This window comes from Flavobacterium saliperosum, from assembly GCF_900100625.1.
GTDB lineage: Bacteria > Bacteroidota > Bacteroidia > Flavobacteriales > Flavobacteriaceae > Flavobacterium > Flavobacterium saliperosum.
Genome location: NZ_FMTY01000003.1, coordinates 169,553 through 196,073, shown reverse-complemented (window position 1 = coordinate 196,073; position 26,521 = coordinate 169,553). Strand labels below are relative to the sequence as shown.

At 37.5% G+C, this 26,521-nt stretch carries 26 protein-coding genes and 1 pseudogene; 1 reads left to right on the top strand and 26 read right to left on the bottom strand.

Going from position 1 to position 26,521, the window contains the following annotated elements:
* Positions 1–4: 4 nt before the first annotated feature.
* From BLQ05_RS07165 to BLQ05_RS07070, 21 genes and pseudogenes are all read right to left on the bottom strand, one after another.
* The gene (locus BLQ05_RS07165) at positions 5–1,381 is read right to left on the bottom strand and encodes a glycosyltransferase family protein (RefSeq protein ID WP_023577216.1); all 1,377 of its coding nucleotides are present in this window, start codon (positions 1,379–1,381) and stop codon (positions 5–7) included.
* Complete coding sequence (locus tag BLQ05_RS07160) at positions 1,368–2,255, bottom strand: hypothetical protein (protein ID WP_035654769.1); 888 nt, start codon at positions 2,253–2,255, stop codon at positions 1,368–1,370. The genes BLQ05_RS07165 and BLQ05_RS07160 overlap by 14 nt, the downstream gene beginning before the upstream one ends.
* Positions 2,255–3,691, bottom strand: a complete 1,437-nt coding sequence (locus tag BLQ05_RS07155) for an MBOAT family O-acyltransferase (RefSeq protein WP_023577217.1) — start codon at positions 3,689–3,691, stop codon at positions 2,255–2,257. Before BLQ05_RS07155 ends, BLQ05_RS07160 begins: the two co-directional genes overlap by 1 nt.
* 72 nt (positions 3,692–3,763) lie before the next feature.
* A complete protein-coding gene (locus BLQ05_RS07150; protein WP_023577218.1) occupies positions 3,764–4,720 on the bottom strand; it encodes a hypothetical protein in 957 nt (318 codons plus the stop codon).
* A gap of 3 nt (positions 4,721–4,723) precedes the next feature.
* Positions 4,724–6,172, bottom strand: coding sequence for an MBOAT family O-acyltransferase (locus BLQ05_RS07145; protein WP_023577219.1), 1,449 nt, complete (start codon positions 6,170–6,172; stop codon positions 4,724–4,726).
* A 314-nt stretch (positions 6,173–6,486) separates the two neighbouring features.
* Positions 6,487–7,439 (bottom strand): annotated as a pseudogene (locus BLQ05_RS07140) (glycosyltransferase family 2 protein).
* A gap of 87 nt (positions 7,440–7,526) precedes the next feature.
* Positions 7,527–8,648: a UDP-N-acetylglucosamine 2-epimerase gene (gene neuC, locus BLQ05_RS07135; RefSeq protein ID WP_023577221.1), complete on the bottom strand. Its 1,122-nt coding sequence runs from the start codon at positions 8,646–8,648 to the stop codon at positions 7,527–7,529.
* Positions 8,649–8,792: an LbetaH domain-containing protein gene (locus BLQ05_RS13655; RefSeq protein ID WP_081711863.1), complete on the bottom strand. Its 144-nt coding sequence runs from the start codon at positions 8,790–8,792 to the stop codon at positions 8,649–8,651.
* Between the two features lie 17 nt (positions 8,793–8,809).
* Entirely contained in the window at positions 8,810–9,235 is a 426-nt protein-coding gene (locus BLQ05_RS07130; protein WP_035654771.1) for an LbetaH domain-containing protein, read from the bottom strand.
* Positions 9,235–10,275, bottom strand: coding sequence for an N-acetylneuraminate synthase (gene neuB / locus BLQ05_RS07125; RefSeq protein ID WP_023577223.1), 1,041 nt, complete (start codon positions 10,273–10,275; stop codon positions 9,235–9,237). Before neuB ends, BLQ05_RS07130 begins: the two co-directional genes overlap by 1 nt.
* Before the next feature lie 129 nt (positions 10,276–10,404).
* Complete coding sequence (locus BLQ05_RS07120; protein ID WP_023577224.1) at positions 10,405–11,067, bottom strand: acylneuraminate cytidylyltransferase family protein; 663 nt, start codon at positions 11,065–11,067, stop codon at positions 10,405–10,407.
* 2 nt (positions 11,068–11,069) lie between these two features.
* Entirely contained in the window at positions 11,070–12,083 is a 1,014-nt protein-coding gene (locus BLQ05_RS07115) for a glycosyltransferase family A protein (RefSeq protein ID WP_023577225.1), read from the bottom strand.
* A gap of 1 nt (position 12,084) precedes the next feature.
* A complete protein-coding gene (locus BLQ05_RS07110; protein ID WP_035654774.1) occupies positions 12,085–13,251 on the bottom strand; it encodes a glycosyltransferase family 4 protein in 1,167 nt (388 codons plus the stop codon).
* Between the two features lie 3 nt (positions 13,252–13,254).
* Positions 13,255–13,908, bottom strand: a complete 654-nt coding sequence (locus BLQ05_RS07105; RefSeq protein WP_035654776.1) for a CatB-related O-acetyltransferase — start codon at positions 13,906–13,908, stop codon at positions 13,255–13,257.
* Positions 13,909–13,912: 4 nt separating this feature from the next.
* Positions 13,913–14,821, bottom strand: a complete 909-nt coding sequence (locus tag BLQ05_RS07100) for a class I SAM-dependent methyltransferase (protein ID WP_035654778.1) — start codon at positions 14,819–14,821, stop codon at positions 13,913–13,915.
* Positions 14,818–15,909 (bottom strand): GDP-L-fucose synthase family protein, encoded by a 1,092-nt coding sequence (locus BLQ05_RS07095; RefSeq protein WP_051365776.1) that lies wholly within the window; start codon positions 15,907–15,909, stop codon positions 14,818–14,820. The genes BLQ05_RS07100 and BLQ05_RS07095 overlap by 4 nt, the downstream gene beginning before the upstream one ends.
* Positions 15,909–17,021, bottom strand: a complete 1,113-nt coding sequence (gmd, locus tag BLQ05_RS07090; RefSeq protein ID WP_023577230.1) for a GDP-mannose 4,6-dehydratase — start codon at positions 17,019–17,021, stop codon at positions 15,909–15,911. The genes BLQ05_RS07095 and gmd overlap by 1 nt, the downstream gene beginning before the upstream one ends.
* Before the next feature lie 8 nt (positions 17,022–17,029).
* Positions 17,030–17,869, bottom strand: a complete 840-nt coding sequence (locus tag BLQ05_RS07085; protein ID WP_023577231.1) for a glycosyltransferase family 2 protein — start codon at positions 17,867–17,869, stop codon at positions 17,030–17,032.
* Positions 17,870–17,877: 8 nt separating this feature from the next.
* Entirely contained in the window at positions 17,878–18,687 is an 810-nt protein-coding gene (locus BLQ05_RS07080) for a motility associated factor glycosyltransferase family protein (RefSeq protein ID WP_023577232.1), read from the bottom strand.
* Positions 18,688–18,693: 6 nt separating this feature from the next.
* Positions 18,694–19,983, bottom strand: a complete 1,290-nt coding sequence (locus tag BLQ05_RS07075) for an ABC transporter ATP-binding protein (protein ID WP_023577233.1) — start codon at positions 19,981–19,983, stop codon at positions 18,694–18,696.
* 76 nt (positions 19,984–20,059) lie between these two features.
* Positions 20,060–20,929, bottom strand: coding sequence for an ABC transporter permease (locus BLQ05_RS07070; protein ID WP_023577234.1), 870 nt, complete (start codon positions 20,927–20,929; stop codon positions 20,060–20,062).
* A 231-nt stretch (positions 20,930–21,160) separates the two neighbouring features.
* Between BLQ05_RS07070 and BLQ05_RS07065 the strand changes: the two genes are divergently transcribed.
* Complete coding sequence (locus BLQ05_RS07065) at positions 21,161–21,919, top strand: hypothetical protein (RefSeq protein WP_023577236.1); 759 nt, start codon at positions 21,161–21,163, stop codon at positions 21,917–21,919.
* Positions 21,920–21,960: 41 nt separating this feature from the next.
* Here the strand turns inward: BLQ05_RS07065 and BLQ05_RS07060 are convergent, their stop codons facing one another.
* The 5 genes from BLQ05_RS07060 to BLQ05_RS07040 all read right to left on the bottom strand — a co-directional run bounded on the left by BLQ05_RS07060 (position 21,961) and on the right by BLQ05_RS07040 (position 26,514).
* The gene (locus BLQ05_RS07060) at positions 21,961–22,350 is read right to left on the bottom strand and encodes a response regulator (protein WP_035654781.1); all 390 of its coding nucleotides are present in this window, start codon (positions 22,348–22,350) and stop codon (positions 21,961–21,963) included.
* Between the two features lie 12 nt (positions 22,351–22,362).
* The gene (locus BLQ05_RS07055; RefSeq protein WP_023577238.1) at positions 22,363–23,352 is read right to left on the bottom strand and encodes a response regulator; all 990 of its coding nucleotides are present in this window, start codon (positions 23,350–23,352) and stop codon (positions 22,363–22,365) included.
* A 5-nt stretch (positions 23,353–23,357) separates the two neighbouring features.
* Positions 23,358–23,789: a response regulator gene (locus BLQ05_RS07050; protein ID WP_023577239.1), complete on the bottom strand. Its 432-nt coding sequence runs from the start codon at positions 23,787–23,789 to the stop codon at positions 23,358–23,360.
* 146 nt (positions 23,790–23,935) lie between these two features.
* Positions 23,936–24,877 (bottom strand): sensor histidine kinase, encoded by a 942-nt coding sequence (locus tag BLQ05_RS07045; RefSeq protein ID WP_051365777.1) that lies wholly within the window; start codon positions 24,875–24,877, stop codon positions 23,936–23,938.
* On the bottom strand, positions 24,874–26,514 hold the full coding sequence (locus tag BLQ05_RS07040; RefSeq protein ID WP_051365778.1) for an ATP-binding protein: 1,641 nt from the start codon (positions 26,512–26,514) through the stop codon (positions 24,874–24,876). The genes BLQ05_RS07045 and BLQ05_RS07040 overlap by 4 nt, the downstream gene beginning before the upstream one ends.
* Positions 26,515–26,521: the final 7 nt, after the last annotated feature.

The window sequence follows — 26,521 nt, the reverse complement described above, 5'->3', positions numbered from 1 at the left end:
ACGGTTAGTTTAATTTCAATTGTTTTCGGATGGCAGCCGATGCGTTTTGATAGTCGGCAAGAATAACCGCTTCCCACTGCTTCATCGCGTTACGGTTGAACGGCTGAACGAGTTTAGCAACAATCTCATTAGGATGATTGAGCCAAATCACTGCTTCTTTATCAGGCATACTTCTGAAATGCTGGTACTGATAAATTGTTTTTACAGACCAATTCCTTGTTTTTTTGTGTTCCTGATCATAATTGATAAAAACACACGGTTTATTGAACATGGCAAAATCAAAAGCCATAGTGGAACCCACATTAACAACAACTTCAGAATAGTAGGCGGTACTTACCAAAAGTGAAACGTCGTCACGTGACGGATACACCATACTCCATTCTGTCGAATTCTTAAAAAGCCAGAGCGGTGGGGCTTCTTTTATTAACCCATGGTGTTTTTTTACGACAGCGCCAAATCGACCCGACAAATCAACCGGACAACGTCGTAAAAGAATCTGATACTCGTTTTCCAATCCTGCTTTAATCAATGCTTCGGCGATATCATCAAGGTATTGCGGATCATCGGGAGATGTCTTAATATCATCACCGGAGTAGCAAATTATTTTTTTATTAGGATCCAATCCGTATTTATCATAAAAAATGTCTTTTGGAATAATCAAATGATTTGATTCATAACATTCAAATTGGGGGGTTCCGGTAACATAAACCTGCGCTTGATTGATTTCAGGATAATACAATGCCATTTCCTGTTTCATATAATCAGACCAAACCAGATAGCTATCGGCGCGCAATGCCATTCGGGCTTTCGGAAGATTGTCCCAGGAATAAATCACCGTGGAAGTTGCAATACCCAAATCAGATGCTGCAGCAAAAATCGTAGCACATTGCAACCCTCTTTGATGGGAGCAGAACAACATGTCCGGCTGTACGTTTTCGAGTATGCTTCTTACCTCATTATAAAAGTGGGTTGCGCGTATGGCTTTTTGATAAACCGACTCTAAAGACAGAATAGTAGTGTATTTTTTTATAAAAGGAGCGATAATTTCAATCGCCTTGTAAACAACTTTTTTAGAAAAACTTTTATGCTTCCTGTTCCAATTGGCGAGGATGGATGGATTTCCTGTTTTTTTGGAATTGCTGTACAAACGCGACAAACAAATCAACTCCCTTAAAAATTTTTCTTTAAGCGTTTCTTTATATTTCGGAATTTTAAATGCCTGAGAAAGCCCGGTTAGGTTTTTTACATCGGCTGCTGTTTCATCATCAAAATTGTGAAACAGCATCAATTCCGCTTCGGTATTTTTAAAAACATCCGAATAGAGATAATTCCGGATTCCTACACCGTCTGGGAATAAAAGTAAAATTTTATTGTTCCTCATTTAGTAATTCATTTGTAACCAATTGTCTTGTAAAGAAAAGCGCTCCTTTTTCGTTTAAATGTGCACAATCGTAAAATAATTCATCTTCATAGCCCGCCGAATAATCTTTTAATTCCGGCAATTTTGTTTTTAATTCCCGAATATACTCTTTATTTTCAGTTACCGAACAGAAAGGAGCACAAAAGAAAACTACCTCGATTTGATGGTCTTTACAGATTTTTTTAATGCCTTCCAATGCGGCATTGGTTTCGGAAATGGATGAGGGCAGCGCATATTTCCCGAAAGAATGGTTCCCTGTTTTCGGCGTAAACCCCTCGCCGGGATCTATTTTAGGTTGCTTATTTATCGATGCAAAGAAAAATTCGCGAAACCCTATTTTAGGAGCTGCCATCATGTACCTGTAGAAAGGAACATAATAATTGGCTTCAAAATCAGGAGTATTGATGGATTGCATATGCTCTTTAACAACAGGATGTTTGATAAAAGGCATGGCATCTGAAAGGGCAATAGGCGACCTTCCTTCATCTTCAAACTGATAATCTACCTGCAAAAAAAGTTTTTTTATCTTAACCCCTTGATGCAATAACAACTTCAACTGCAACAGATTGTCTTCCAAATGTGCCCCTTCCATACCCAAATTAATGGCTTTCCTCCCGGTTAATTGCTCCACTTCTTTTGTAGCAATATGGTTAGCAACCCGGGAAGACCCTAAAAAAACATAGTCAATGGTTTGAGGCTTAAGTTTAAGGATATATTGGAACTTATTTCTGGGCTGAGAGGTTTCATACACACAAGTGAACAAGTAGTCCATTGCATATAATAACACAATAACACTACCTAAAACCATCGTTAAAGAATACAAAAACTTTTTCATTAAAACTGAAAATAGATAAAATCCGCAGCATTTGTAAATGCACCAAACAATAATAATCCCAAAAGTACCAATACTAATCGAATATAAAGAAACCTACCGAAAAAAGGATGCTCTTTTTCACGGGATACCCATTCGAAAACAATAAATATACCCAACAGTCCTACCAATTCAATGGAATAACGATCAATCGATAAATAAGCTACCCCTCCTTTGAAGTTAAACAGAAAAATATTTTTTATATATTGAATCGCCATCGCAACGGTTTCGGCTCTGAAAAAAATCCAGGCAAACATGGCTAGGCAAAATGTCAGCGACATACTAAAAAATTCTTTAACAGTAGGCCATTTTTTCCCTTTTGCAACGATATCAATATGGTATCGGTTTGTGTTCGATAACAATAACGGCATGAAATAAACGGCATTAAGCAATCCCCAAACAATAAAAGTCCAATTGGCGCCATGCCAAAAACCGCTCACCAAAAAAATGATAAAAGTATTTCGTACTTTCATCAACGTCCCTCCCTGACTGCCTCCGAGCGGGATATAAAGATAATCCTTAAACCACGAGGATAGTGATATATGCCACCTTCGCCAAAATTCGGCAATATCCCTTGAAAAATAAGGATAATTAAAATTCCGAAGCAAATCGATTCCGAATAATTTGGAAGTCCCCAAAGCAATATCGGAATAGCCACTAAAATCTCCGTAAATCTGGAATGTAAAATACAGTGCACCAAGCAACAAGGTTAATGAATTGGCATTCTCGTAATTATCAAAAATCTGATTTGCATAAGTCGCACAACTATCCGCAATTACAATTTTCTTGAATAATCCCCAGATAATCTGATGCAGACCGTCAATAGCCTTATCACTGTTAAAAATTCTTTTCTTCTTAATTTGCGGCAACAAATGCGTGGCTCTTTCGATAGGTCCGGCAACCAACAAAGGAAAGTAACTCACAAAAAGGGAGTAATCCACAATATTGCGTTCCGGTTCGATACGGTTTTTATAAATATCAATTACATAGGATAAACCGTGAAAGGTATAAAAAGAAATCCCTACGGGGAGAATAACCTGTAATGTCCAGAAATTCGCCTGGAAACCAAAATTGGATAGTAAATCGGCAAACGATTCGGCAAAGAAATTGTAATATTTAAATATGCCGAGAAATCCGACATTGATACCGATACTGAGCCAAAACCAGAATTTCTTCATTCGTACAGAAGGGGCATCCTTCATTTTCAATCCGGTATAATAATCCAATCCTGTGGAAAACACCAATAAAAACAGAAAGCGCCAGTCCCAACAGGCATAAAAGTAATAACTGGCCGCCAAAAGCAATAGGTTTTGGAGCTTCAGGGATCTGTGGTTCATTCCCCAATAAATGGCAAATACCAACGGTAAAAAAATCAGATATTGCAGGGAATTAAAAAGCATTATAAATCGCTAAACTGTTTTATTGGTTTTGTTATCAAATGTTATTTTTCAAAATTTTACAGAAACAATAATTTACTTTATTAAATTCTGTCTAAACTCAGCAATCTTTGAATTTATCATTTTTTGTTTATCATTTTTAAACAACAGACTGTCCTTAATAAGATTATTAAAAAAAAGTGAATACTTTTCAGCTCCTCTAAAATTTAAATGTGCTAAATCTCCAAATTCAGAATTATCAAGAGGAAAGTCAATAAAGTCAAGATAATCGACATCTTTGAATTTTTCTTTTAAAATTTTTTGATAGGATATTTCGTTGTTAAGTATTTCATTTTTTGGATGCATCGGAGTTCTTATTAGAAATACCTTTATTTTATTTTTTTCACACAAATCTATTATTTTAATCAAATATTCGATATTAGTTCTGGACAATTCAAACTTAGCTTTTACTTTGTTTGCTTTGTTTGAAAATTTTAAAATTGAGTCTGTTTTACATCTTGACAATCTATTATACCCTCCAATTTTGGTTGTAAAATCATAATCATTTTTAATAATATACTCAAAATTTCGTTTTGAAATAATGGGTTGATTTTTTAAAAATCCGATTCTATTATTACTACAAATTAGCAAATGCTCATTAAACGACATAAAGGGTGCGTAACGTGAATAACGCTCTGAAAGGAGTTCATCGCCCCATATCCAATTATTCATCCCTTTTTCTATCTGATTGTTTGAAAACTCGATAAAGACCCTTTTTACTCCTTTATTTTGCTCTAATATTTTCCTTAGCTTTATATAATTATAAAAGTAAGATTCTGCTGATTTCGAAAGATTTAAAAAACCAGATATAAGTGAATCATTATATGCACATTCTGGTTGTGAATGACCTAAAATCAAATTTTCAGTAACACTACTTTTAATTTTAAATTTTGCTCTTTCAGAAGTAATTTTATTTAATAAGAAAATAGTTAATAGTATTGCTATAATCGACAATATTAAAATGAAAAGCACCTTAATTACAAACTTTCTCATAAACTAAAATTGAAAGTAAATAAATGATTGTTCTTGACCAGAATATATAAATATAAACACAATTAAAAATAAATAAAAAAACCATCTAGCCATTTTAGTTTTTTTTGATAAAAATTTCTGCAAACCATAATTATTTTCTCTATCAAGCCACTCTATTACAATTAATAAAAAAATAAAAAACATTGTACCGAATGAATAATACTTACCTGCAAAATGAGGTAAATTGAAAAATGTATCTGAAAAAATCCCTTTGACATAATTAAAAGCAGCATCCAAATCCTTGGCTCTGAAAAATATCCAGGCAAAACATGTAATTCCAAATGTTAGGATTATTTGAATCAATTCCTTAATTGTTGGAAAATTTTTTCCCTTTGCAACAATATCTAAATTATTTCTGTTAGTATTTAAAATGATGGAAGGCATGATAAACAATGCATTCAACAGTCCCCACACAATAAAAGTCCAATTCGCGCCATGCCAAAAACCGCTAACTAAAAAAATGATGAATGTATTTCTCACTTTCATTAACGTTCCCCCTTGACTTCCTCCTAATGGAATATAAAGATAATCTCTAAACCAAGTGGATAACGAAATGTGCCAACGACGCCAAAACTCGGCAATATCTCTTGAAAAATAAGGATAATTAAAGTTTTTCAATAATTCTATCCCAAACAGTCGTGAGGTACCCAAAGCAATATCTGAATACCCGCTAAAATCACCGTAAATCTGGAATGCAAAAAATACGGCTCCTAACGCCAAAGTACTTCCGGAGTGTGCTTCAGGGTTCTCAAAAATCACATTGGCGTAATTAGCACAATTATCAGCAATAACCACTTTTTTGAACAAACCCCATAAAATTTGTCGCAATCCGTCAACTGCCTTAGTATAATCAAAATTCCGGCGCTTTTTTATCTGTGGCAACAAATGCGTGGCTCTTTCGATAGGTCCGGCAACCAACAAAGGGAAATAACTCACAAAAAGGGAATAATCCACAATATTGCGTTCGGGTTCGATGCGGTTTTTATAGATGTCAATCACATAAGACAAACCGTGAAACGTGTAAAAGGAAATTCCTACCGGAAGGATTACCTGCAGGGTCCATAAATTAGCCTGAAATCCAAAACCGGAGAGTAACTCGGCAAACGATTCGGCAAAGAAATTGTAATATTTAAATATGCCAAGAAATCCGACATTGATACCGATACTCAGCCAAAACCAGAATTTTTTCATTCGTACAGAATGGGCATCCTTCATTTTCAATCCGGTATAATAATCCAATCCTGTGGAAAACACCAGTAAAAACAGAAAGCGCCAGTCCCAACAGGCATAAAAGTAATAACTGGCCGCCAAAAGCAATAGGTTTTGGAGCTTCAGGGATCTGTGGTTCATTCCCCAATAAAGGGCAAAAACCAACGGTAAAAAAATCAGATACTGTAGGGAATTAAAAAGCATTATAAATCGCTAAACTGTTTTTGATGTTTGAATTGCCAAATATCGCTTTTTTTAAGCAATACTAAATAGTTTGAAAATCATATTTGATATAAAATTTATATTTGGTAATTGTTAGAATTAATTGAAATAGTTTGAAAGTACATTTATTCAATTCTAATTGAAATTATTTAATAAAGATTATTCACCGTAATTTGAAATCATTTCTATTTTTCAGAACTTTTATTTCTTAATTTACCAATATGATTTTTCCAAATTGTATCAATTTGTCAGAAATAATCGTTCATAAATTCCAGATTACATTATAGACATAAACTTCACTCGTCTGTACAAGCTTTTTTTTTGTCATAAATGGTATCAATAATATAAGAAGGTCTGTTCTTGGACTGATCGAATAGCTTCCCTACATAGATGCCAACCACACCTATAACTGTAATTATCGTTCCGGATAAAAACCAAATCGACACAATAAGAGAACTATAGCCCATCACTTTGATTTCGCCGACACTGTACCGGTATAAAGTGTAAAATCCTGACAGTACAGCAATAAGGGATATCAACAATCCGAATTTTACGAAAAGCTTCAGTGGTTTGTTGGAAAAGGAAAGTATGGTATTAAAAGCCAGGCTTATTAATTTGGAAAAAGTATAGGTCGAATCACCCGAATAGCGTTGAGAATGTTCCACGGCCACGATCGTACTGTTGAAACCCACCCAATGGATAAATAAAGGAAACGATTTGATATAATCATTCATCTGAAGCACTTCCCTAATTACCTTTCGGTTATAAATGCCAAAATTGGCAGCTGAGGAATCGAATTGGGTATCGGTCAAATAGCTGTAAAGAGCGGAGAACATCCTGGAAGAAAGTTTCTTAAAAAAGCCATCCTGTCTGTTCATTCGGTTGGCTAAAACCACATCATAGCCTTCCATCGCTTTTTCATATAACTTAACAACTTCTTTGGGCTGGTCCTTCAAGTCGCAATCCATAACCACCACCCACTCGCCTTTGGCTTGCGCCAGTCCCGCCATAATAGCCGGGTGCTGACCAAATTACGGCTCAGACGAATACTTTTCACCTGTGGATATCTTTCGGAAATCTGTTGCATCACCGCCCAGCTGGTATCCGGACTCCGGTCATCCACCAGAATAATCTCAAAAGAGACACCGATTTCCAACATTGTTGCAGCAATCTCAGCAACCAATTTGTCGAGAATCTTTTCGGCTTTGTAAACCGGACTTACAAAGGATATAACCGGATTTTTATCCATTTATATTACTATTATAGTGCAATGACAGTTCTTAAAAGTATAAAAAATCCTTCTTTAAGTAAAAAAACATGCTTACAAGTTATGAAATTAGTAATCCCTAAACTGTTTTTGGTGGTTCAATTGCCAAATATCGTTTTTTTCCAACGATTGCAAAAACAATTGCGCACTGTTTCCTTTACCAAAATCACCATCGGTTTTCTGTACTTTATGGGTATCGATAATTCCAAGTGCTTTTCTGATGCTCTCTTTGTCGTAATTCACATTGATAATGTCGGCATGAAGCGCACGGTTTTGCTGACGGGTTCCGATATTAATAATCGGTAAACCGTAATAGGGTGCTTCACGAATTCCGGCACTGCTGTTCCCTATAATAAACTGTGCTTTTTTAAGCAAGGTTAAAAAATATTCAAACCGCAACGAAGGGAAAATACGAAAACGGGGATTACCGCTCAGTTTTTCATAAGCTTTTAAAATAGTATTGCTTCCCAAATCGTTATTGGGAAAAATCACCACATAATTATGAGTATCTTCTAAAAGCGCTTCGACAAAAGCATCGGCATACTGTTGCATGTATTTTGCTTCGGTGGTTACCGGATGAAACATCACCACGGCATAGTTCTCAAAAGCAATTTCATAGTATTTTTTGGCCGTTTCCAAATCGGGGAGCGAATCCGAAAACATGATATCCACATCAGGGGAACCAATGGTAAATACCGATTCCGACAACTCACCCATCTGGATGAGTCGCTTTTTGGCCTGCTGGTTGGAAACGAAATGCACATGGCTCATTTTACTGGTGGAGTGACGAATCAATTCATCAATCGTCCCGGAAATCTCCCCTCCTTCGATATGGGACACTAAAATATTATTCAACGAACCTACTATAGCACCAGCCAATGCTTCTACCCTGTCTCCGTGAATTACGATCATGTCCGGCTGACACTCTTTCACATAAGCTGATAAGCCTTCGATGGTTTTCGCCAGCGTTAAATCCATTGTGGTTTCGTGCGTATGATTTTCAAAAGTATGCACATTGGAAAAACCGCAACGTTCGATCTCCAACAAAGTATAACCGTACTCCTTTTGCAGATGCATGCCGGTTACAAACACAAATACCTCAAAACCGCAATGGCTTTCAAGAATCTGTATCAGCGATTTTATTTTACCGAAATCGGCTCGGGTACCGGTTAGAAATACTATTTTTTTCATTTATCTTAACTCCTTTTCATTAAGCATATTTGTGGATATGATTATTTTCTTGGCATCGCAATCTTTCGTAACCATCACATGGGCTCCAATTATTACATCATCACCAATATTCAATTCCCCGATAATCGATGAATTACAGTACATTGTTACGTTATCCCCGATTACATTTCCTTCCCCACCTCCGTTTTTTTATGTCCGATGGTACAACCCTGGTGAATTTTAAAACCTTTGCCGATTACATTTCTGCTTCCGATAACGGTTCCCTGTCCGTGAACAACATAAAAACCTTCATCAATTTTATTGTTGAAATAGATCTCACAAGAACACAGTTCTCTTAACAACCAATGTATTTGGGGTTTTAAATCTTCCTGATTATTCTGATGCAATTCGCTTCCCAGACGAAATAAAAAAACGGCCAATTCGTTGGAATTTGAAATTATCCTGTTCTTAATCTCTTCCGGTGTCAGATCGGGAAAATGATAAACCACATCCTTAAAAGTCAACTCAAATGCATTGTCTATATACTTCTCATCAATCGGCTTGGACAGATATACTTTTGTTAATAAAAATGCTGTGAAATCTTTCATTACTTTATGTCTTCCCAAACCAATTGTTCATCGTTTTCAATATCTCTGGTAGCCGTTTTTCCCAACAAACTATCGAAATGTTCTGCTAAAATTTTTCCGGTTCCCGGACGTTTTACCCAAATATTTTCTTTGGTAAAAATATCCCCTTTTTTAATTGGGGCAATGGTACAAACCGTAGCAAAAGCAAAATCAATGGTCACTTGTTCTTCATCGGCCGGCTTTTTAGTTCCGCCGCGCATTAAGGCCATTTCGGCACTGTTTACAATCAACTCTCTAGTAGCCTGTTCATCCATACTGCAAACGATGTCCGGTCCGGTGCGGTTCATGTGGTCTGTAAAATGACGTTCCAATATGGAAGCGCCCAAAGCCACAGCTCCCAAACAGGCATTGTTATTTAACGTATGATCGGACAATCCGAAAACCTTATCCGGAAACGCGTGGTGCATTTCCATCATTGCTCCGAAACGTACCAGGTGAATGGGTGTTGGGTATAAATTTGTGGTATGCAGTAAAGCCACAGGAACATTGTGTTTATCGAAAATAGCCACCGCTTTTTGAATGCTTTCTATCGTATTCATCCCGGTGCTTAAAATAACCGGCTTTCCGAAAGAGGCAATATGTTCCAATAACGGATAATTATTACATTCTCCCGAACCGATTTTATAGGCCGGAATGTCAAATTTTTTCAAACGTTCGGCAGCCGCACGGGAAAAAGGGGTGGAAATGAAAATCATTCCTTTGCTTTCCACATAGTTTTTCAATTCAAGTTCCTCTGTTTCATTCAGTGCGCAACGCTCCATGATTTCATAAATGGACACATCGGCATTGCCCGGAATCACTTTTTTGGCCGCCCCGCTCATTTCGTCTTCCACAATATGGGTTTGATGTTTTACCACCTCAACACCGGCACGTTTGGCTGCATCTACCATTTCCTTGGCCACCTGCAACGACCCTTCGTGGTTAATTCCGATTTCGGCAATCACTAAAGGCGGATAATCCGGACCGATTTTTCTTCCGGCAATTTCTATATATGGATTCATAATAAATATAATAATATTAATTAGCTGTCATTTTTTTGTCATCCCATGCCTGTCGATTGTCATCCTGAGCCTATCGAAGGACTAACTGTCATCCTGAGCCTGTCGAAGGACCTCAGTTATTCTCTATATTCAATTCTCTATATCTTTCTTAAACAAGTACTCCGCATAGTCAAAATCTTCCTGCGTATCGATATCCACATTCGCAAAAGGGTGGTTAACAATCATTGGGCAAGCATTTTCACTTATTATCACATCTTTTAAAATTAATTCGGCTTTACTGATATACAACAAACCGTTTTCAAAATACAACGGTTCTAAATCCTGACTGCGCTGCCCTATTTCATAGTTAAAAGGCACGAATTTATCCTCGATTATTTTACCCAACTTCTGATGGTTACGAGTCACGGTAAATAAGCTGTCGTAATTGCCTTCTTCATATTTCCGGAAGGCTTCATTAAGTAATTCACCCGGTCGAAGCGGATTGGTAGCCTGAAGCAATACAACATCGGTTACCCCTTCCATATTTTCCAAAACATGTTTTAAAGCCGAAACTGTAGGCTCCAAATCGCCTGAAATCGTTTCGGGACGATCCACAACTTTGGCACCGTAAGCTAAAGCCACCGCTTTTATTTCAGCATCATCCGTAGAAACATAAACCACATCAATAAAAGGACACTGCTGTGCATAACGGATACTGTGCGCTATTAATGGAATCCCTCCCAAAAGCCGGATGTTTTTACCCGGAAGTCGTTTCGATCCGCCACGGGCCGGAATGATGGCAATGGTTTTCATAATTAATACGTATTTGCTTCTTCTTTTGACAATCCTTTATAACGTAAAAATAAGCGCCAAATCGGTGCTCTGAAAATAATTCTTGAGAAAACTTCGGTTTTGAACCAAGTGCCTAATTTAGAATTCGTAATCGGTTTTAATTGCGGAGCGGAAACACTTTCTTTGTTATCATGCAATCCCTGTAATGTTGCAGTCATCCATTCTTCCTTAACGTTGCCCATATGAAAGGCAAAGTTTTCCTCTGTTGACAATCGCCATAAATCCAGTTTTAAAGCTTTAATGTCTAAAAATTTTGACAATTCACTTCCCATTTTAAAAATTGAATGATTTTCAATATTCCTGTCAAAAATTCTCCTGTTATAGGTTGCAACAAAATGACCAGACCCTACTACCACTTTTACAGTATTTGAACTAAGTGTTAGATATTTATCTAAATGTGAGGAATTAAACAATTCAGGTGTCCCGACACTTATGGCAAATTCTTTCATAGCTTTGGGATTAATAACCTTGGAAAATTGAAGTGATTTTGAAAATAGCTGATCAAAATAAATATTTCCGGAGAAATACCGTAACATTTTGGAATTGGGTACCGGACCAACAACTCCTGCTTTTGGAAAAGCAGTGTAAACGTTATAGGTAGCCTCTTGCCAACCATTCAGAAACAACACATCGGCATCGGTGATGGTAAGCAACGGGAAATTTTGCCCCGATAATCCTTTTAAAACAGCATTAAGTTTACCGATATTAGTGGTATGGACCAATTCGTGAATTTTTTTCTGATAATAAAGTGCATTCAGATAATCCACAACTTCTTTACAACTTCCGTTATTGACAACCGTTACATACGTTTTATCGTGACAGGTTTTAAACAGGGATTCCAAACAATACTTTAAAATTGTAAAACTGTCTTTAAAGTATCCCTCCTGATGAGGTATATAAACAGGAATCACAACCTGGTGAAAAAATTCACTGGGTGCAAGTTGTTTGTCTTTTTGCGGATTAAATCCTATTCTCATTTCAGGGCAAAAATTGTTGGACTGTTTCTTTGTACTGCAGGGCAACTGCATCAAAACTGTATTTTTCGATGTATTTTTTCCTTACTTCCTCTGCATAATTACTAAGCTCGGAGTCCGTGCTATTTTCAATTTCGGCTAACACAGTTTGCAGCGAAGATACGTTTTCAATTTCAAACCAAAAAGATTTTATTCCCTCCAACCGTTCCGGCATAGCACCCACTTTTGTGGAAATAATGATTTTTCCGGCGGCCATGGCTTCCAATCCAACCAAAGGACCGGACTCTTCAAATGAAGGAATAACCAAAACATCTATCTGACGGAAAAAGTCGGTGATGGCTGCATTACTCAACAATCCCGCATAAATACAGTTGGTTTTATTTTTTATAATCTGCAATAAGGCTTCTTTTTGAGAACCATCTCCTGCCATAAAAAAAGGATACTCCGTTTGGGCAAAAAACCGCGCTACTGGCAGTATGCCTTTTTCTTCACTTAACCTTCCGAGATACCCAAAACGAAGCGGTTTCTTTTTAACCGTATCCAACGCCAACAAACCGGTTTCAGTTAGGGCGCATTGATCAATAATAGTGTAGGGCAATGCCAATTGTCGGTTCAAATTGGCCGCATTGGCTTCCGAATGATGCAAAAACAGCGTAACTTTTTTAAGAAAATCAAAATCTTTTGAAGACACTTCACGAATGGTGCCCGTAGTTCGCAACAAACATGGAATTTTAGCTTCATGACAATAATTGACAATTTCTGGCAAAAACTTCGTTGTAAGCTGTACTGGCAATACAACCAAATGGGTTTGTGCAAGCTCGTTTCGGATAATCTCCCAAGAAAGAGCATCCAGATTCATTAGTTTTTTACTTAACGAATTACTCACATAGTCATAAACCTCCTTATTCCCCTTATTCCCCTTATTCCTTTTTTTGGAAATACGGCTTAGAAATCGGATTAACCTGTTATTCTTAAACAGTGATTCGGGAACCGATTTCCATTTGGTGTTTGTTAACTCTTGCAGGGAAAAAGAAGCCGCAGTCATAGGTATCGTTGATAATATCGTGGTGTCGTACGCTGTTTCCAGGGCACGGGCAATGATATTTACCTCGACGTCACGACCTCCAAAATCACCAATAGGGCCTACAATGAGTATTTTCTTTTTCATCATGATTTATTGGTTTCGACTAATAAAAGTGTCAACATCAAAAAACAAAGTATTGATTTCTTTTAACTTTTCATCGTCAAAATCCCACCAGGCCATATCTTTTAATTTTACAATCTGTTCTTTGGTAAAACGATACTTCTTAACCTGAATCGGACAACCAACTGCGATAGCATAATCCGGAATATTTTTGGAAACCACTGCTCCGGCACCTATAACAGCGCCATCTCCTATAGTAACTCCATCTAATATAGTTACATTGGCTCCAATAAACACATCATTGCCAATAACGATAGGTTTTCGTTCTTCAGTTAAATTTTTTGTGGCGATAGTGCTCCCGTTTTGTTTTGCTATACTGTAAAAATAAGGACTGGTGGAAATGCCGTTTGTAGGATGAATGCCCCAACCGCAAACTAAATTGGGACCAATTGAGCAAAATTTACCGATGGTGGTATTTGCCATTTTTGAATTTGCCGAAATATAGGTTCCCTTCCCAATTTTAGAATGCAGTATTGTGTAAGGCGGATGCAATTTTGTTAAATTGCCTCTTTCCACATCCTGTTCGATATTCTCAATCCAATGCAAAGCCACTTTCCCCTTTATTATGGGGGCTAATTGAGGTACAAGCCGTAGTAAAATTTTAGAGACTGTTTTTTTTAGCATAAACTTACTCTTTTTTAAGCCATAAATTTCCTCCAAAATTTAGGTAGGCAAGAGGCATAGCACTGAAAGCCTCTTTATGATGTAAATGCATATAATGTGAAAACAATTGTATCTGATACCTGTCGTTATTCATTAGAAAAGCTCTTAAAATATAATTTTCATTCCAGTTATATCCTTTATATACCCATTCTTTAGGATATTCAAAAGGATAAAATATATCGTGAAAATGAATAAAAACACCTTCCTTCAACAAGGGTAGGATTTTAAACATAATAAAATTCAAATCGCTGCCACACTTAGAAACATGTGTACTGTCTATAAACAATATGTCTCCTTTTTCAAGCGTACTAAATATAGACAAATCAACATCTTGTACTATTCTTTCAATGACTTTAGCAGTCTTTCTGTCTGTATCGGTAATTAACGAATGTAAACGTCTGGGAAAAGGTTCAATAAAAGTTAACTCAATTGAATTATCAAAAAACAAATTATTAACATCCAACATAAGCGCAGAGGAATGCCCCGATCCGATTTCAATAATTCTTTTGGGTTTCACATGTCTAATCATCGAATAAAGTACAATACCATCAGTATAGGAATACATCCCGTTTTTGAATTTGTATCGTATATTTTCCTTATTTTCCTCTTCAAAAGGAATTTCAGAATAATATTTTGAAATGTCCTCCAATAATTTAATTTGATTTTGAGTGTTTAATTCAATATCATTCAACCCATCATTGGAAAGTTCTTCCCAAATCTTATCTTCATTACGTTTTATTTCTTTAACATCAACAATTGTTGAATAAAAATGACCCGGAGGAAAACAAGCATTGTTTTTATATCTCTCGTTTTGAATATATAACCCTCTTACATACGGCAATTGATTGACAACTTTTTTTATTATTTTTTTCATGCATTCCGTTTTGTTAAATACCAATCATATATATTTTTAACTCCTTCTTCAATAGCAACTTTATGTTTCCATCCCAAAGCATTTAGTTTACTTACATCGGTAAGTTTACGTAATGTACCGTCGGGTTTTGCCGAGTTAAAAACAAAATCCCCTTTAAATCCAACAGTTGCCTTGATAAGTTGCGTTAAATCCGCAATGGAAATATCACTTCCGGTACCAATGTTAATGTGCGTATTCCGGATTTCTTCTTGCGAAGTAATACAATCGGAAAAATCACGGTTTTCCATCAGAAATACACAGGCATCGGCCATATCTTCCGACCATAAAAATTCCCGCATGGGTTTACCGGAACCCCAGATTTCCACGGCAACAGCACCATTGCTTTTGGAAACACCAAAAGAACGCAACACCTCTAAAACAGCCTCTTGCGAAGCCTGCCCGTCAATCCCTTTTATCGGCAGATGATTCAAATCCGACTGAATCGTTTGCCAATCGTTATTTTCCAACGCTTTTCCCAAATGGATTTTTCGGATTAATGCCGGAAGCACATGGGATTTTTCCAAATCAAAATTATCATTGGGACCGTATAAATTAGTGGGCATCACCGACATGAAATTAGTCCCATATTGCAGGTTATAACTCTCGCAGGTTTTGATTCCCGCTATTTTGGCAATGGCATAAGGCTCATTGGTATATTCCAATGTTCCTGTTAGCAGGTAGTCTTCTTTTAAAGGTTGTGGGGCGTTTTTCGGGTAAATACAGGTACTGCCCAAAAACAGCAGTTTTTTCACCCCATGCACATAACTCTGATGAATCACATTGTTTTGAATCATCAGGTTTTCATAAATGAAATCGGCACGGTAGGTGTTATTCGCCACGATACCGCCTACTTTGGCCGCAGCCAAAAATACATACTCCGGCTGCTCTTCAGCGAAAAAAGCGGCGGTTGCTTTGGCATCGGTCAAATCGAGTTCGGCATGCGTGCGCACCACAATATTGGTAAATCCTCTGCCTTCCAGATTTTTCTTTATGGCACTGCCTACCAGTCCGCGATGTCCTGCTACATATATTTTGGAATGCTTATCCATTATTCAAAATAATTCTTGGTTTCAAAACCGCCTTCTTTCAGATACACTTCTTTTTGCATCAGTCTAATGTCGCTTTGCATCATGTCAGTAACCAAATCCTGTAAATCATATTCCGGAACCCAACCCAGCTTGTTTTTGGCTTTGCTTGCATCGCCTATTAACAAATCCACTTCGGTAGGGCGGAAATACTTCGGATCAACAGCTACCACTTCGGTTCCCGAAGCCAGTTGAAAACGGTCGTCGGTACAGGTAACAACATAACCTTTCTCGTCCGCACCGGAACCTTTAAACTCCAATGTTATACCAACTTCGGCAAACGCCATCTTCACAAATTCACGAACAGGTGTTGTTTTTCCGGTGGCAATTACCCAGTCTTCCGGTTGTTCGGCCTGTAAAATCATCCACATCATCCGTACGTAGTCTTTTGCATGGCCCCAATCGCGTTGCGCGTCCAGATTGCCTAAATACACTTTATCCTGTAAGCCTAAAGCGATACGGGATGCGGCACGGGTTATTTTTCGGGTTACAAATGTTTCCCCTCTAATGGGCGATTCGTGATTGAACAAGATACCGTTACAGGCATACACGCCGTAAGCTTCCCTGTAGTTCACGGTTATCCAATAGGCATACATCTTAGCAACGGCATAAGGAGAACGCGGATAAAACGGAGTCGTTTCAGTTTGTGGCACTTCCTGAACCTTTCCGTATAATTCGGAAGTGGAAGCCTGATAAACACGGGTTTTATTTTCCAAACCCAAAAAGCGAACCGCTTCCAAAACACGAAGTGTCCCCAAAGCGTCCGCATTAGCGGTATACTCAGGCACTTCAAAAGACACATGTACATGGCTCATAGCGGCCAGATTGTAAATCTCATCAGGCTGAATTTCTTTAATCAGACGAATCAGGTTGGTACTGTCGGTCATGTCTCCGTAATGCAAAAAGAAATTACGGTTTTCTATATGAGGATCCTGGTACAAATGGTCTATTCGGTCGGTATTGAATTGCGACGAACGTCTTTTTAAACCGTGAACAATATATCCTTTTCTTAATAAAAACTCGCTTAAATAGGCACCGTCCTGTCCTGTTACTCCTGTTATAAATGCAACTTTCATAGCTTGTATTATTTTCTCTTTTCAAATAGTTTCATCAGCATTGCAGTTGCTGAAAGTTGAAAGGTAGTGATTTTTCTGAAAAACGGATGCTCGTCTATCTCACGGAGCAATCGAAACCGTTTGTTCGTTTCCCTGAACTTATCAAAAATATAGCGATCGTTTTCATTATTGAAAACATAGGGCAAATAGTTTTTAAAAACCTGAAGCTTTTCTTCGTTTACCTTATCCCCATGAACAGAAGATATGCCATTCATATCAAAATGGGTAATGGTGTGTTGCAACTTTTGATAACTCGCGCCGTTCAAACCCAAAGCTTTGAAAAAAAACTCCCAATCCGAAACGATTTTATTGTTTTCATTGTACAAGCCGTAGCGCTCAAACAGCGTTCTTTTTATAAAAGTGCTGGGATGGTAAACGGTCTTCGAAACCAGATAACTGAAAGTCATTTGTTCGGGATGTTCTTTCACAACGGCTTTTCCGGACTGCTCATAATACAGATGACCGCAGATAAAATCGGCATCAGACGTAAAATTGCTGAACACGTTTTCAAAAACTGTAGGATTGACCAGATAATCACCCGAATTCAGAAACAACAGGTATTTTCCTTTGGCGGCTTTAATCCCTTTATTCATGGCATTATAAATACCGCTGTCTTTTTCACTTACCGAATAAGTAATATTCTGTTTATAAGCTTCCATAAGTGCCGGACTTTCGTCGGCAGAACCACCATCAATAACAAGGTATTCAAATCCTTTCCAGGTTTGGTTCACCACACTGTCCATGGTTTTTTTCAGCCCTTTGGCATCGTTATAATTAATGGTAATTACCGATAAGAGTATATTTTCCAATGGGTTTATTAATTTTGGTTGAGGATTAAATCGGTACGCTTTTCAAAAGGGAACACATCGAAATGGGAAAAAGGATCACTGTTTACAATTTGCAATCCTAAGGCAGCCGCTTCTTTCTTTAAACTTTCATACTGCTGGTACAATTCATATTCGCGGTACAACCGTTCTTTAGGGAACGGCTGTTTTTGTTCCTCATAACTGATTTTTATCCCTTCCTTTTTAAGGTAATATTCCAAGGATGGCTTATCATGATCGTAAAAATGGGTATAGGGCTGAATACACTGCCAGTCGTGATTAATCCCTAACAAAATGATTTTTGGAATTTTGCAATACACCGCCAATTGTAATCCTACAATGGTCACACTCCAAGGCGATAGGATTTTCTTGGTAAAATCCACGGGCAATGTTCCGCCATAAGAGTACGTATAAATTTTTCGCCCTTTGAAAATCTCAAGAGCCTTTATTTTGTCTTTTTCTTCTACTAAAATCGGCGTTTGTTTCGGCAACACCTCCTGGCATCGGCACCACCAATCTGTTAGTACTTTTTTAGTAATGGGGAGATGCGTAGCCGCAAAAATGTGCATCTTAGGATTGATTTTTTCTATATCGGGATGTTCGAAGAAATTGCCCATGGTAATCACAAAATCATTCTTAAAAACCGTAACATCCAAACTGTTAATGGAAGGCCCTGAACCTAAAATTACAGCCTGTTTATAATTGCCGAATTTCGTTTTGAATTCTTCATTTTCCTTATGTACATTAGGCGATGAAAAATAGCTTTTCAGCCTGTTTTTTATTTTAGTCAGCAGTACTTTCATTATAAATTATTCCGTAAACATTCCTTCAATAAGTGCTACATTGGTGGCTCTGTTAATCTTACTCGAATTCCATAAATTGCCTGCAAAAACATTGAATACAAAAACATTGTGAAGCAAATCAATTTGGTTTACCGCAATTTTTCCGTTTTGAACCACAATATCCAAAGTGTATTCCCCACCTCTCAACATAAGTCTTGGAATTTCCAGATCCACAAATCCGTTATGGATAACATTATGGAATTGAACCCCCATTTCATCCGAATAGAAATCGGCAATCTTCGTTTCATTGGTATCCCTGAAAACTACTCCAAAAACGAGATTTTCAGCAGATATTTCTTTTATGGTTTCAAAATAGAATCTAAATTTCGCATAGTGCCCAGAAAGCAGTTCTTTAACGTTTTGTCCTTCATAGTTTAAAAGCTCTACACTCGAAAACCGTAATTCCCCACTTCCTCTTCGGTCTTCTCTTTCCAGTAAATCCTCTTTTATTTTACGACTTTCATTGGTTAGGTAAAAATTCACCGCTTCTTCCGAATCCCCGTTAAAAATTACCTTCCCGTGTTCCAATACGATTCCTTTCGTACACAAACTCTTAACTGCTGCCATATTATGACTCACAAACAAAACGGTACGGCCTTCGCTTCGTGAAATATCCTGCATCTTTCCGATGGCTTTCTTTTGAAATTCGGCATCACCAACAGCCAATACCTCATCAACCACTAAAATCTCAGGCTCTAAAAAAGCGGCAACCGCAAACGCCAGACGCACGGTCATCCCACTGCTGTAACGTTTAGTAGGCGTGTCAATATAGCGTTCACATCCACTGAATTCTATGATATCGTCTAATTTGGAAGCAATCTCTTTTTTGGTCATGCCAAGAATGGCTCCGTTAAGATAAATATTTTCCCTACCGGTCAGTTCAGGATTAAACCCGGTTCCAACTTCCAATAAGGACGCAATTCGTCCTCGGGATTTTATCACTCCGGTTGTGGGAGCGGTAACTTTGGATAATATTTTCAGAAGGGTTGACTTTCCGGCACCATTCTTTCCAATAATTCCTAAAACCTCTCCACGCTGCACTTCAAAATTAATATCCTGTAAGGCCCAAACATAGTCACTGTTACCTTTAGAGGAACGATCATTAGCTTCACCAACTTTTAAATAAGGATTCTCTTTACCGCGAACCGCATGCCACCAACGATTTAAATCGTGACTCAATGTTCCGGTGCCTATAGTTCCCAACCGGTACTGCTTGGAAATATTTTCAACTTTTAATATGATATCCTTATCGTGCATTTTTAGTAGTATTGCGTAAGTACCATTCTTACTTCTTAATCTTTTACATCCTCAACAATCCGAATTCTTGCGCCTCTTAAACCGTATCAATAAAATTCTTCTCTGTTTTATTAAAAACAACCAATCCTAAGAAAAACAGAAGTATTGAAACTATGATTGTATAAAGCAATCCTCCTGTTGAAATTGAACCTTCACCCAAAAGTAAATAACGGGAAGTCTCTACCACATAGGCCAAAGGATTATATTCTATTAACCAACCTAATTCGGGAAGTTTTTCCTTAAGTAATGACATTGGATACATTACTGCAGAAACATACATTAACAGCTGTACTCCAAACGAAACCAGAAAAGTCAAATCTCTGTACTTTGTTACCATGGAAGAAATAATCATACCCAATCCTAATCCCAAAAGCCCCATAACCAAAACTAAAAAAGGAAAAAACAAAAGTGTCCAGTTCAGTTCGCTATTCATACCTTTAAATAAATAAAAAATATAAAAACAAACAAATATGAATAACTGTATTCCTAATTTAACCAAATTGGTAATGACAATTGACATCGGCAATATTATTCTGGGAAAATAAACTTTTCCAAAAATTGCAGCATTCTTTTTAAAGGTGTCTGAAGTTTCATTTAAACAGGAAGTAAAATAATTCCAAACAATAATCCCAGAAAGATTAAACAGAAAGGAAGGGACGTTACCGGTATCAATACCGGCCACGTTATTGAAGATGATTGTAAAGATAATCGAAGTAAACAACGGCTGTATCAAATACCAAAGCGGACCTAATATGGTTTGCTTATAAACAGTCACCACATCACGCTTTACAAAAAGCATAAGTAAATCCCGATAACGCCAAACCTCACTCAGGTTCAGGGAAAAAAAATTGTTTTTTGGGCCTATCTCATAAAGCCATTCTCCTTCAGCAAAGCTTTTCTTTTCCATCAATATCAATCCGTATCTAATAAGCTTTCAAAATTAAACTATTTTAGGAACAGACCAAATTTAAGCCTTGTAAAATAACCTTTAATTCATTTCCGTAAACGATAATACCGATTTCGATGTAAAACCGGCAACAAATTCACTTGGAACTGCAATTCCAAATAACCGAATCCACAAATCCCACCCACTTCAAAAACAATCATATTTTTACTACTTTTACTACAAAAAAGAAAAATGGCAAAAGTACTCGCGCCTTTTAAAATATCAGGAACCTTGGACGACATCAATTTCGTAGTAACCGAAGACGGCAACAACTACGCTCGCTTAAAAGGTAAAACCGGAGTTACCAAAGAAGAATTCAAAAACAACCCCATATTCGACCGAATCCGCAACCACGGGAAGGAATGGGGTTATTGCTCCAAAAAATCCCAAAGTTTCCGGCAAGTGGCAGCACAACTTTTTAGAAAAGCCAAAGACGGAAGTTTTGCCGGAAGAAGCATTAAATTGCTTTCGGAAATACTTGAAGAAGATACCGTAAACCCAAAAGGTGCCAGAACTCTCGAAGAAGGACTCAAATCGGAACACATTCCCGAAATTCTCATCGGATTCGAAGGGAACAAAAACTGCCCCTTACACCAAACACTGAAAACGGTTTTTGAATACTTGCCGGATAAGAACACCATTCGGATTAAGGATTTCAAGCCCGAAAACCATATAAAATGGCCCTCAGATGAAGCCACCCATGTTCAGTTGCAAATGGCTACGGCCGATTGGGACCCGGTAAACGAAGGTTTCACTACAAACTATAGCGAAGAGGTAACATTTAAAAAGTGTCATAACGGCACCGTAACACTCCAAACGGAAATCCCTAACGGAAACAACTGGAAAATCAGCTTCTTATTTATTGGGTTTGCAATTCAGGAACGAAGAAAACTAAAGCCATTGCACCGAAAAAACAACACAATTACCATTATTACCTGCTTCAAAGCATAAAAAAAAAGCAAAGGGGCAACAACAAGTGTTTGTATTTTCCTTTAATCGTTAAACATCACTTTCAACTCATTTACAGTAGCAACCGAAACCGGTTTCGACAAAAAACGCGACACAAAAGGATATTGCTTTGCGCGTATTATATCCGCTTCATCAACGGAAGAAGTTACCAAAAAAACGGTTGTCTTTTCGGGAACAGTAAACGCACTAAGAGCGTCTAAAAATTCCCATCCATTCATTACCGGCATGTTGATATCCAAGAAAATCACATAATGATCGGTTGAAGAATAGTTGCTTTGAAAATAATCCAACGCTTCTTTACCATTTTTAAAAGATAAAGATGAAGCATGCAGATCACACTTTTCCAATACCTTTTTTAAAATCATAATAGCGATAAGGTCATCATCAACGAAAAAGACATGTTGTTTTGACATAGGCAATGTATATTATGGAAAGATTGACTTAGACTGTTTAACAATTTTTCGGATGATTCCATCTAATTCGTTAGCCGAATCCATAACATGTGAAAGCATTTCCAATTTTTCCTCAACAGGGGTTTGCGCATCGGAAATCAACTGAATAAGTCCCATTATTCGCGCTAATGGGGCGCGAACCTCATGGGATTGGGTCCATGCAATTTCCATAAGCCGTTCGTTTTGTTGTTCGATAGCTTTCAGATGCCTTAAACTTTCAGTTATGTCGTTCACCAAAACCACCTTAGCCTCACGCCCTTTATAAGGAATGGTATTACTCCGGATAGCCACATATACGACTTCACCGTTCTTTTTCTTATGCTTGTAAACATCTTCGAAATTTCCGGGAATCGGATCGGAAGACAAATCCGTTTCGGTGTCATCAAATTCAATATCCCCTACGACCATGTTCTGAAACTCCTCTGTAGTATAACCATAATGATTTACTGCCGACAGATTCACATCAAGGAATTGGAAATTTTCAGCATCACATACCCACATGGGTTGCGGACTCAGGTGGAACAAATCCGAATAACGGTGCTCCGATTCTTTCAATTTGACCAGATTTTTATTCCGCTCAATATTGTAAAGAATGCTTTTATACAATGTGGCGGCGCTTAAATCATCTTTGAGGAGATAATCAGAAATACCCAAACCAAGGGACTTTACCGCGAAAGAAAAATCAGGATAGCCGGTAAGCACAACCGTAGGTGTGGTACCCACGATTTTCAGGGTCTCTTTGATAAGCTCTTCGCCTCTTTTATCCGGAAGACTTAAATCCAGAAGTACAATATCAATTTCTTTAGAATTCGAAGCTAGATAGGAATCCAATTCCTTAAAGGATGCCACATGAATGATTTCCGGAGTAAGTATCATTTCATCCAAATAGTCCTGCAGGAGAAAGAAATCACCGGCATTATCTTCAACTACAATTATGGTATACTTTTTTCTATCCTTATGCATTAGTCCTATTTTCTGACAGGTAATTTTACAATATTAAACCAAAATTGCTCAATACTGGTAACAGCTTCGAAAAAATCTGTTAAATCTACGGGTTTGGTAATATAACAATTCACATAATGCTTATATGAAAGATTAATATCTCGTTCAGAAGACGAAGTGGTAAGCATGATAACCGGAATGTGTTTGGTTCTCTCATCCCCTTTAATTACCGTGAGTACTTCGTGACCGCTTTTGAGAGGCAAATTCACATCTAACAATATAAGATCCGGCGGAGAGACTTCCTTATACTTTCCTTCGTTAAAGACATAATCGATAGCCTCTTTTCCGTTGCGTACTACATTAATGTTGTTTATGATTTTACTTTCCTCTAAAGCTTCTATGGTTAGAACGATATCCCCTTCATTGTCTTCCACTAATAAAATATTTACTGATTTCATTCCTCTATTTTTTAATTTTGACGAATTCGGTTAATAAACCTTTTTTTTACGCAAAACAATACTGCAAGTAACAAATTTAGCACAAATTTAATTCTGCTGAAATTAAATCTCCGAAAGGTTTCACTTCTCTTTTTTCATAAATCCAATTATGGCAAAAGCTTCTTTTTTAATGAAAAATAAAAAGTAGTCCCTTTGTCTTTTTCAGAAACCAACCATATTCGCCCCTTAAGTTTGTCTACATTTTTTTTAACGATAGCCAATCCTATTCCGTTTCCATTGAATTCTTCACTACTGTGCAGCCGTTGAAAAAGAAGGAAAATTTTCTTAAAATACTGCTTCTCTATTCCAATCCCATTATCAGCAACAGAAAAAACCCATTCCTGATTTGTCTCTTCCGCTGCAATGGTTATGGATGGCAAAACGGTATCCTTGGTATATTTAAGCGCATTCCCTATAAGCTGATAGAATATTTGAAACACCGCTGAAGAATCAGAATAAATTATTGGGAGTTCCTGCAAACGCATTTGGGCATTTTTACGGGTAATCGATTCGTGATGAAGCAAAAAAACCTCTTTCGCAATTTGACTCACATCTATGGTTTCGTTTTTTTGGTTCTCTTTCCCGATTTTGGAATACTCGAGCAAATCAAGAATCAAGGTTCGCATTCGTTTGGCGCCCGACACGGCAAAACCAATATACTGCTTCCCTTTTTCATCAAATTTTTCCTTGTACTCGGCTTCCAGTTTAGAAATAAAGCTGATAACCATCCGTAATGGTTCCTGGAGATCGTGGGAAGCAACATACGCAAACTGTTCGAGTTCCTTATTGGAAAATTCCAGTTCTTGTGTATATTGTTCCAGCTGCGCTACCTTTGCATTAATGATTTTGTATTGCCGCTTTAACAGCATGTAAAGGAGTAAGGCTGTTGAAGTGACATAAAAAAATCCTTTAATGGTTTGGAGATAGGTGAGCTTTTTGAGCTCATAATTGCTAAAAAAAAGAAGCAGAAACCGATCGCTGATCAAAATCCACAAAACACCCGATACTAAATAAATCAGTGTTATTTTCATTTCAGGTTTTATTCTCATGCTATAACGGATTTGTTCTGTATATCATTTTTATAAGGCAACGTAAAGTAAAAAGTACTTCCAAAACCAACTTCAGACTCCAGCCACACAGCTCCACCAAGGTTGTTTATTATTTTCTTAACGATTGCTAAGCCCAATCCCGAACCCGAATACTGATCTTTGGAATGCAGGCGTTGAAAAATCACAAATATTTTTTCGGCATATTCCTTATCGATACCGATGCCGTTATCTTTTACGGAAAAAAGCCATTCATCATGATGTCGAACCACTGAAACCCGAATTACAGGAGATCTGCCTCCTTCACAATATTTAAGCGAATTGCCAATCAAATTCTGAAATACCTGCAACATAGGGTAACGATGGGAAACAATCTCCGGTAATACGCCATAGGAAATAACCGCTCGTTTTTCTTCAATTGTTTTTTGAAGTCCCATACAAACCTCATCCAGCAATTGATTCAAATCGATTTTCTCCTGCTTTTCAACATATTTACCAACCCTTGAAAATTCCAACACATCCAATATTATGGAACGCATACGCTTTGCGCCTTCTACAGCAAAATAAATGTATTTTTTTCCATTTTCATCCAAAACATGAAAGTATTTTCGTTCGATTTGTGTTAAATACGCCGACACCATACGAAGGGGCTCCTGAAGATCGTGTGAAGCAATGTAGGCAAATTGCTCCAATTCCTTATTGGACGCGGTAAGTTCATGGGCCCTGTCTTCTAATTCACGGTTAAGCCGATCGAGGGCTTTGGTTTTTTTCTCTACAAGCAGTTTCAGCTTTTGAGGCTGCACAGAAAGATGCCACATAAAAAGAGTAAACAGAAATGAAAATAATAGGCCCAGGAAGGAAAACTGTAAGGCCCGATCCAGGTAATGCGGGTTGTTTAATTTGGCATAAACCTCCCAGTCGCCAATTTTCACATGTTCTTTGTAAAAAATTCCGCTTTTGTAATCATACAGATCGTTAAACATGAAATCCGAGTTGCTACTTTCTCTTTCCGATTTCACAAGCTGATAGCTGTAAGTATCGTTCTTTCCCGTACTGTCGATCCCAATAGCGTGAAGCAAAGTTTCCTTTCGGATAATCACAGCCGAAAAGCCCCAAAACACCTTATTCCGGTAAACCGGCAATCTTCCTACGATGCCCACACCACCTTGCTTTAGTTTAATCGGACCTTCAAAATAAAGTTCCCTTCGCTTTAAGGCCTTAAGCGCCTCTTTACGATGAAAAGAATCCCGGAGAACCGAATACCCTATGGTTACCTCATTTCCCTTTAACGGGTATGTTTTGATGATTTTATTGTCTTTAACTAACTGAAGCGCATCAACAAGATTGTTCTGACTGATCAGTTCCTCCGACACGGTTTCAAAATAAGTATCGATGAGATTGCGTTCAATGAGAAACGCAATAATCCTGGAAGCATTGGTACTCTGATAAAGGGCACTCTCAAATTTATTCTTAATATGACCGGCTTCCTGTTTTACCTGAAGGAATTCATTTTCTTTTTCAACCGTATAAATACGATAGGCAATCCCTTGTGTAATTAGTAAAGACACTATAAAAACCAACCACGCATTTCGGTTGGGTCGCGTCCGGACAAGGTCACTTAAGATTACAAATGATTTCATAGGCACA

Coding starts and splice junctions, on each gene's coding strand:
- BLQ05_RS07155 (WP_023577217.1), bottom strand. CDS start 3,691: ATGCTTTTTAATTCCCTGCAATATCTGATTTTTTTACCGTTGGTATTT.
- gmd (WP_023577230.1), bottom strand. CDS start 17,021: ATGAAAGTTGCATTTATAACAGGAGTAACAGGACAGGACGGTGCCTAT.
- BLQ05_RS07060 (WP_035654781.1), bottom strand. CDS start 22,350: ATGTCAAAACAACATGTCTTTTTCGTTGATGATGACCTTATCGCTATT.
- neuC (WP_023577221.1), bottom strand. CDS start 8,648: ATGAAAAAAATAGTATTTCTAACCGGTACCCGAGCCGATTTCGGTAAA.
- BLQ05_RS07120 (WP_023577224.1), bottom strand. CDS start 11,067: ATGAAAACCATTGCCATCATTCCGGCCCGTGGCGGATCGAAACGACTT.
- BLQ05_RS07100 (WP_035654778.1), bottom strand. CDS start 14,821: ATGAAAAAAATAATAAAAAAAGTTGTCAATCAATTGCCGTATGTAAGA.
- BLQ05_RS07095 (WP_051365776.1), bottom strand. CDS start 15,909: ATGGATAAGCATTCCAAAATATATGTAGCAGGACATCGCGGACTGGTA.
- BLQ05_RS07150 (WP_023577218.1), bottom strand. CDS start 4,720: ATGAGAAAGTTTGTAATTAAGGTGCTTTTCATTTTAATATTGTCGATT.
- BLQ05_RS07160 (WP_035654769.1), bottom strand. CDS start 2,255: ATGAAAAAGTTTTTGTATTCTTTAACGATGGTTTTAGGTAGTGTTATT.
- BLQ05_RS07055 (WP_023577238.1), bottom strand. CDS start 23,352: ATGCATAAGGATAGAAAAAAGTATACCATAATTGTAGTTGAAGATAAT.
- BLQ05_RS07075 (WP_023577233.1), bottom strand. CDS start 19,983: ATGCACGATAAGGATATCATATTAAAAGTTGAAAATATTTCCAAGCAG.
- BLQ05_RS07130 (WP_035654771.1), bottom strand. CDS start 9,235: ATGAAAGATTTCACAGCATTTTTATTAACAAAAGTATATCTGTCCAAG.
- BLQ05_RS07045 (WP_051365777.1), bottom strand. CDS start 24,877: ATGAGAATAAAACCTGAAATGAAAATAACACTGATTTATTTAGTATCG.
- neuB (WP_023577223.1), bottom strand. CDS start 10,275: ATGAATCCATATATAGAAATTGCCGGAAGAAAAATCGGTCCGGATTAT.
- BLQ05_RS07110 (WP_035654774.1), bottom strand. CDS start 13,251: ATGATGAAAAAGAAAATACTCATTGTAGGCCCTATTGGTGATTTTGGA.
- BLQ05_RS07080 (WP_023577232.1), bottom strand. CDS start 18,687: ATGAAAGTACTGCTGACTAAAATAAAAAACAGGCTGAAAAGCTATTTT.
- BLQ05_RS07165 (WP_023577216.1), bottom strand. CDS start 1,381: ATGAGGAACAATAAAATTTTACTTTTATTCCCAGACGGTGTAGGAATC.
- BLQ05_RS07065 (WP_023577236.1), top strand. CDS start 21,161: ATGGCAAAAGTACTCGCGCCTTTTAAAATATCAGGAACCTTGGACGAC.
- BLQ05_RS07115 (WP_023577225.1), bottom strand. CDS start 12,083: ATGAGAATAGGATTTAATCCGCAAAAAGACAAACAACTTGCACCCAGT.
- BLQ05_RS07070 (WP_023577234.1), bottom strand. CDS start 20,929: ATGGAAAAGAAAAGCTTTGCTGAAGGAGAATGGCTTTATGAGATAGGC.
- BLQ05_RS07105 (WP_035654776.1), bottom strand. CDS start 13,908: ATGCTAAAAAAAACAGTCTCTAAAATTTTACTACGGCTTGTACCTCAA.
- BLQ05_RS07040 (WP_051365778.1), bottom strand. CDS start 26,514: ATGAAATCATTTGTAATCTTAAGTGACCTTGTCCGGACGCGACCCAAC.
- BLQ05_RS07145 (WP_023577219.1), bottom strand. CDS start 6,172: ATGCTTTTTAATTCCCTACAGTATCTGATTTTTTTACCGTTGGTTTTT.
- BLQ05_RS13655 (WP_081711863.1), bottom strand. CDS start 8,792: ATGTACTGTAATTCATCGATTATCGGGGAATTGAATATTGGTGATGAT.
- BLQ05_RS07050 (WP_023577239.1), bottom strand. CDS start 23,789: ATGAAATCAGTAAATATTTTATTAGTGGAAGACAATGAAGGGGATATC.